This is a genomic window from Anaerovibrio sp., assembly GCF_051866355.1.
In the GTDB taxonomy this organism is placed as follows: Bacteria; Bacillota; Negativicutes; order Selenomonadales; family Selenomonadaceae; genus Anaerovibrio.
This window is the reverse complement of record NZ_JBJDWZ010000185.1, coordinates 1-5,762: the sequence shown is the minus strand read 5'-3', so window position 1 is coordinate 5,762 and position 5,762 is coordinate 1. Positions and strand designations below refer to the sequence as shown.

General features: G+C 53.8%; 4 protein-coding genes. All 4 read right to left on the bottom strand.

The features are described from left to right. Positions 1 to 88: 88 nt before the first annotated feature. Positions 89 to 1,813, bottom strand: coding sequence for a sensor histidine kinase (locus ACI3UA_RS09840; RefSeq protein WP_439724641.1), 1,725 nt, complete (start codon positions 1,811 to 1,813; stop codon positions 89 to 91). Further along, complete coding sequence (locus tag ACI3UA_RS09835; RefSeq protein ID WP_439724640.1) at positions 1,797 to 2,522, bottom strand: response regulator transcription factor; 726 nt, start codon at positions 2,520 to 2,522, stop codon at positions 1,797 to 1,799. Before ACI3UA_RS09835 ends, ACI3UA_RS09840 begins: the two co-directional genes overlap by 17 nt. Positions 2,523 to 2,572: 50 nt before the next feature. Continuing rightward, a complete protein-coding gene (locus tag ACI3UA_RS09830) occupies positions 2,573 to 3,457 on the bottom strand; it encodes a LysR family transcriptional regulator (protein ID WP_439724639.1) in 885 nt (294 codons plus the stop codon). A gap of 622 nt (positions 3,458 to 4,079) precedes the next feature. Then, entirely contained in the window at positions 4,080 to 5,747 is a 1,668-nt protein-coding gene (locus ACI3UA_RS09825) for an alpha-glucosidase (RefSeq protein WP_439724638.1), read from the bottom strand. Between the last annotated feature and the right edge of the window lie 15 nt (positions 5,748 to 5,762).

Sequence of the window (5,762 nt, the reverse complement as noted above, 5' to 3'; positions counted from 1 at the left end):
GCATCCTGTGGCATTTCTGACCTGACAAAAACAAAATTCGTACCAGTTGCAAGACACTGCAACCGGTACGAATTTTTATTATACGAATTTATTTATCTGCTTCCGGCTGTGCAATGGAAGCCTTCAGCCGTTTCATATTCTCATCAGAACAGAGCGGGTCAATGGAAGCCGCAAGCGGAATCAGGAGCGTGAATCTGGTGCCTGCACCCGGACGGCTGTCCACCCTGATTTTGATGTCATGCTGGTCGGCAATCCACTTGGCAATGGACAGTCCCAGCCCTGTGCCGCCAGGCTGTCCCGCCTCTCTGGTGCGGGAGCTGTCCACCCGGTAGAACCGCTGGAAAATCTTTGCCTGTTCCTCTTCGGCAATGCCGATGCCTGTATCCTCAATCACCAGCTCAAGGCTTCCCCCATCATCGGGACAGCGGCGGGAGGACAGGCGGACGATGCCCCCTGCCGGCGTATACTTCACCGCATTTTCCAGAAAAATCCGTAGCATCTGCCGCATAGTGACCTTGTCCGCCAGCACCATGGCAGGCTCATTGGCCGGAAGCTGAAGCTGGTGGCTATCGGCCGTCAACTGCATTTTCTTGAACACATCCTCCACCAGAACCTGCATATCCAGCGGCTCCTTGTGAATAATCTGCCGCTTCTGGTCGGCACGGGCAAGGAACAACAGCTTTTCAATCAGCTCCTGCATATTCTCCGCCTCGGAGCCGATGGCCTCCAGCCCTTCCTGCAGGGTTTCCTTATCCTCCCTGCCCCAGCGGCTCAGCATATCCGAATACCCCTTTATCACAGTCACAGGCGTGCGCAGTTCATGGGACGCGTCCGACACGAACCTCTGCTGCTGGTCAAACCCCCGCTGGATGCGTTCCAGCATGCGGTTAAAGGTCACCGCCAGCTCGGAAAGCTCATCCTTTGTCGAGGAAACCTCCAGTCTGGTGCCCAGCTCGCTGACCTCGATGGACTTTACCGTATCCGTCATACTGCGGATAGGCTGTAGAAGCCTCTGGCTGATAAAATACCCCAGAAACAGGGCCAGCACCAGCCCCAGCACCATCTCTGCCAGCAAAATCTGCTGAATCAGCCCCAAAAGCCTTGTTTCCGTGGTAATCGTCCGGAAAAAATGCAGGCTGTAAGGCACCCCGTTGATGGCTACCGGCACTTCCTTGTAATAAATCACAAAATTCCCGATTTCCACCACCTGAAAATTGGGATTCGCCCACAGGGGCGGCTGTTGCCTGATATGCTCCCTCAGCTGTTGCAGGGCTGGCGAGTACACATCCGTGTCATATACCACGTCACCGCCGGCATCCGTTATCTTCAAAAAAACCCCCGGCACCATGCCAAAGGTCATATTTTCCGCCACATTCTGCCGGATATCGTCGCGGCTGACAATCAGCTTGCGGCTGCCGGCCGCCCCATCCTCACCTGCCACCTGCCCAAACAGCGCATCGTGCTTGATTCTGTCATGCTGCATGTAGACGCGTTTTTCCCGCTCCCTCTCACCGTTCTGAAAATGGGGCGGCCGCGGCAGGGTAGCCGTCACATGCTCCTCCACGGAGCCAAACCTGTTTTCCAGCTGGTGCAGTGCATCAAAAATACTGAAAGACAGCTCCCTCTCCACCTGATGATACTGGGTATAGTAAATCCCCACCGCAGTAAAGGCACAGGTAGCAAACAGCAGAACCACCATCAGCACCGCATACACCAGCGTCAGCTTTACCGAAATCCGCATCCTGGGCAGGCGGGACAGGCGAAGCAGGCTGAATTTGTGCAAAAAGCGCAACACCTTACTCCTTGATAACATAGCCTACTCCCCGCATGGTGTGGATATACTTCTCGCCAAACCTGTCATCCAGCTTCTGGCGCAGATAGCGTATATACACATCCACCACGTTGGTGTCCCCCACATAGTCGTAGCCCCAGACATTGGAAAGAATCCTGTCACGGCTCAGCACAATCCTCTTGTTGCGGAGCATGTATTCCAGCAGGTCATACTCCTTTTTGGTCAGCTCCACAGGGACATCCCCCACCATTACCTCATGGCGGGCGGGATACATGCTGAGATTCCTGATGGACAGCACCTCCCCGCCATCATCCGCATCTGCGGCCTGCCCGCCGGCAGGCTGACGCCGCAGTACCACGCGCATCCTTGCCAGAAGCTCCGGCGTAGCAAAAGGCTTGGTGATATAATCATCCGCACCGATATCCAGCCCCTGCACCTTGTCCTCGATATCATCCCTGGCCGTCAGCATGATAATCGGCACCTGGGAAAACTCCCGCACCCTGCGGCATACATCAAAGCCATCCATCCCCGGAAGCATCACATCCAGAAGCACGATATCGTAGCTTTCCGCCGCTATCCGCTCACAGGCGCGGCCGCCGTTGTCCTCCACAGCCGCGATACAGCCCTCATGCTCCAGCTCCATCTGCAAAAAGCGGGCAATCCGCCTCTCATCCTCAACAATCAGTACCTTGCGCCCCTTCATATCCTTCACGCTCATTCCTTTATCCATTTATCAGTAATTCAACAGTATTGCATATAAATGACGCACATCCGCCATCGTCATTTCTTCACATATTTCTTGCGGAACAGATTCAGGAAATGGGTACAGCTGCTGGACAGGGTACGATTTTTCAGCCAGGCCACCACCGTATGGGTGTGAATTTCCGACTCCACAAGATGCTTGAAAATCACCTTATCAGAATTTACCATACTGCGGGCGGACAGAGGCACCAGCGAAATGCCGATGCCCATCTGCGTCCACAGGATATTCTGAATCTGGCTGTCGCTGACGCTCAGGATATTCGGCTCAAACCTGTGCTTCTGGCACTGCTCCAAAAAGCCCGTATGCCAGCGCAGAGGCACCAGCAAAGGCTTGTCAGCCAGCTCGTGAATGTGTATCTTCTCCGGATCCTCGCCACAACAGCACAAATCCCTGTGCATAGCCAGCACCAGAGGCTCATCCGGCAGGACGATGGATTCGTAGGTACTGCTGTCCACCTGGGTTCTCGTAATAGCCAGCTCTATGATGTGGCTGTCCAAAAGCTCCAGTATGCGGGCGCCGTCACTCTCCCAGATGTTGAAGTTCACCATGGGATAGGCCCGATGGAAATCCGCCACCAGCTGCGGAATCAGCATGGCGCCGGAGCTGGTAACAGTGCCCAGCTTGATGGTGCCTGCCACCCCGGAACCGATATCCGTAATCTCCCTGAGCGTGCCATCCACCATGCCCAGAATGTGCTTCACCCTTGAATACAGCAGCTGTCCCGCATCCGTCAGGCGTATCCTCCTGCTGCCCCGCTCAAAAAGCTGTACCCCCAGACTGGTTTCCAGCTTCTTCATCTGGCGGCTCAGGGCAGGCTGGGCAATGCTCAGCCTGATGGCCGCATGGCTTATATTTCCTTCCTCAACAATGGCATAAAATGCCTGCATATCCTTGATTTCCATACTTTTCCCCCGCATATATACATATATTATGATATTTTAATGTTTTCTATGCTTTTATTCTACTACTTACAAAAAAAAACAGCAACAATATGTATAGAAAACACATTGTTGCCAGTACATACACTCACCCGGCCTAAAACGAGAATAGAAAACCCCCGGTCTCGCCACCGGAGGTTTTCCTTTTCCCTGGGATATAGCTTTCGTTCCTAAGCTGTCCTCAGCATACCACAGTCCCCACCATTTGCACAGCACCTTTCACCCCATACCAAACAGCAAAAACATCCATAAAACACATATTGTTACCAGTACATATTTATGGTATAATTAGTTCGCTATCACCCCTGCTCAAGGGTAAGAAAGGGGGGGTGTGGGCATGGAGTTGTTTCTTAACTTCCTAATCTCTGTTGCGGCAGGCGTAGTTGCCAACTACATCTGCAAATGGCTGAACATGAGATGAATTTTGATAGCCAGCCTCGGGCATAAGCTCACCCGGCCTAAAACGAGAATAGAAAACCCCCGGTCCAGCCACCGGGGGTTTTCGTTTGTGGCTCATGAAGCCGTTTCGACACTTCCTAATGTCATGTTCATAATACCATACATCGCATCATTTGTAAAGCACTTTTCACCCCAGCACAACCACCTGCCCGGACAGAAGTTCCAGCCTGCCGCCTGCCAGCCTGACATCCGGCAGATTGCTGAGAAGAACCCTTTCCCCTGTACCGGATGGGAGCAGTACCTCCCTGTCCGACAGGCCGAAGTTGGCAATCACCAGCACCGACTTGTCCTCTCCCCTGCGCTCATAGGCAAAAATCTTTTCCTCATCCTCCAGCACAGGCACAAACCGTCCATAGGTAAAGACCTCCGCCCATTCAGGTGATTTCCGCAGGGCAATCAGCCGCTTATAATAGTTCAGCACGGAATCCTCCCTGCCCTGCTGTTCGGCCACATTGATTGCCCGATAATTCGGATTGACCTTCAGCCACGGCTTGCCGGAGGTAAAACCCGCATTTTCCTCACCGCTCCACTGCACCGGCGTCCTGGCATTATCGCGGCTCCTGTGGTAGCAGGCCTCCATGGCCTCCGCCACACTGCATCCGGCGCTGAGGGCCAGCTGATACTCATTCTTCGTGCTGATGTCATCGTACTCATCAATGGACTGCATGCGGCAGTTCCGCATGCCAATTTCCTGCCCCTGAAAAATAAACGGAATCCCCCGCAGAAGAACGCTCACCGTTCCCAGCATCTTCGCCCCCGGCTCGTTCTGCAGTTCCACAGGCAGGTAGGTGCATACGCCGCGCGGCTCATCATGATTCTCAATGATATTGGCCAGAAAGCCAATCCCCTGCGCTTCCAGCTGGGCCCTCACAGTCACCGCCCGAAAATCCTCAAAGCTCACCGGCCTGCTGTCATACCAGCCATGCTCCCCATAGGTCAGCTTGTGGGCGGAAAAATCAAACATGGTGGAAAAATGGCCCTGCTCACCGATGAACTCCCGCAGTTCATCCGGCTTCATGTTGAAGACCTCGCCCACCGTAAAGGCATCAAACCGGGCAAAGGTGTGCCGCTTCAAATCCTCCAGCATATCACCTACGCCATCCACGGCCTCCACCATGCGCCAGCAGCCTGCCAGCCCATCCGGCCCGTCCGCAGGAAAGCTCTTAAACTCCAAGTCCTTCTTGATATTGATGATGGCATCCACCCGAAAGCCGTCCAGCCCCTTGTCCAGCCACCAGTTAATCATGCTGTACAGCTCGTGCAGTACCCTCGGATTTTCCCAGTTCAAATCCGGCTGTTCCTTGGCAAACATGTGGAGATAATAATACTCCGTTCCCTCCACCTTTTCCCAGGCACTGCCCCCGAAATAACTGCGGTAGTTGCTGGGCGGCTGGCCATTCCTGCCCTTGCGGAAATAAAAGTAATCCCCGTACTCCCCCTCCGGGTCCTGCAGAGCCTTCTGAAACCACTCATGCTTATCCGAGCAGTGGTTGATAACCAGATCCATCACGATGTACATGCCGCGCTTGTGCGCCTCCGCCAAAAGCTCATCAAACTCTTCCATGGTGCCAAAAATCGGGTCAATCTGCTGATAATCCGCAATATCATAGCCCTGATCCACAAAGGGCGACCTGTAAATCGGCGAAATCCAGACGATATCCACCCCCAGCTCCTTCAGATAATCCAGACGGCTGATAATGCCCCGCAAATCGCCGATGCCATCCCCGTTGGTATCCTGAAAGCTCTTCGGATAAATCTGATACGCAACCTTGCCATGCCACCATTTACGCTCCATATTTCCCACTCCTCC

Bases quoted from the DNA above. Each gene is read 5' to 3' on its own strand.
- ACI3UA_RS09840 (WP_439724641.1), bottom strand. From the start codon at position 1,813: ATGTTATCAAGGAGTAAGGTGTTGCGCTTTTTGCACAAATTCAGCCTG.
- ACI3UA_RS09835 (WP_439724640.1), bottom strand. From the start codon at position 2,522: ATGGATAAAGGAATGAGCGTGAAGGATATGAAGGGGCGCAAGGTACTG.
- ACI3UA_RS09830 (WP_439724639.1), bottom strand. From the start codon at position 3,457: ATGGAAATCAAGGATATGCAGGCATTTTATGCCATTGTTGAGGAAGGA.
- ACI3UA_RS09825 (WP_439724638.1), bottom strand. From the start codon at position 5,747: ATGGAGCGTAAATGGTGGCATGGCAAGGTTGCGTATCAGATTTATCCG.